General features: G+C 75.9%; 1 protein-coding gene. It reads right to left on the bottom strand.

From position 1 onward, the window contains the following. Positions 1 to 175: 175 nt before the first annotated feature. A partial coding sequence (locus G7A99_RS21050; protein ID WP_163143855.1) for a lysophospholipid acyltransferase family protein occupies positions 176 to 1,005 on the bottom strand: 830 nt, incomplete at its 5' end.

Below are 1,005 nucleotides of genomic sequence, written 5' to 3' on the forward strand. Positions count from 1 at the left end.
ATCGGCATCGAGGCGCCGGCGCTGCCGCACCGCCGCCGCGCGGGTGACCGCGGGACCTATCAGGATTACTACACGCCGGAGACCCGGGCGCTGGTGGCCCGGCACTACGCCGAGGACATCGAGCGCTTCGGCTACCGCTTCGGCGACGGGGACTGACCCGGCGCGTCCCGCCGGGTCAGCGCTCCACCAGCCAGCGGCCGCGGTCGGCGAAGCGCTTGTACGGGTTGCGCACGCCCTCGGGCTGGCGGGAGAAGCGGCGGTAGCTCCACAGGTACTGCTCCGGCTGCTCGCGGACCGCCGCCTCGATGGTGTGGTTGAGGGCGGTCGCGGCGGTGGCCGGGTCCGGGGCGGCCACCGCCGGGTCGGCACGGCGCCAGTGCACGCGGAAGCCCCGGCCGGCGGGCAGGCGCTCGGCCCAGCCGATCACCACCGGGGCGCCGCTGCGCTCGGCGATGCGGCCGAACAGGGTCATGGTCTTGGCCGGCTGGCCGAAGAAGGGCACGTGCACGCCCTCGCCGGGGGGCTGCTGGTCCGGCAGGATGCCGACGCTCTCGCCGTCGCGCAGCGCCCGCAGCAGGGCGCGCACGCCGCCGGCCCGGGCGGGGTGGAAGCGCGCACCGGTACGCGAGCGCGCCGCCACCAGCAGCGATTCCAGCCACGCCTGGCGTGGCGGGCGGTAGAGGGCGTGGAGCGGGGTGCGCTGCGCGACCCACGCCTGGAGTAGCTCCCAGGCACCGAGGTGGGGCGCGATGATGAGCACGCCGCGGCCCTCGGCCAGGGCCTCGGTGAATACCGCCTCGCCGTCCACCTCCCGGATCAGCGCCAGGGTCTCCGTCACCGGCCGGTGCCAGATCGCCCCCAGCTCGAGCAGGTTGCACGCCGAGGACTGCAGCGCGCGGCGGGCGAGCGTGCGCTTCGCCGCCGGGGACAGCGCGGGGAAGCACAGCTCCACGTTCACGCGCACGATGCGCCGGACGTCGTTGGGGAAGCCGTCCGCGAGCGTGC

It is taken from the genome of Arhodomonas sp. KWT (assembly GCF_010993615.1).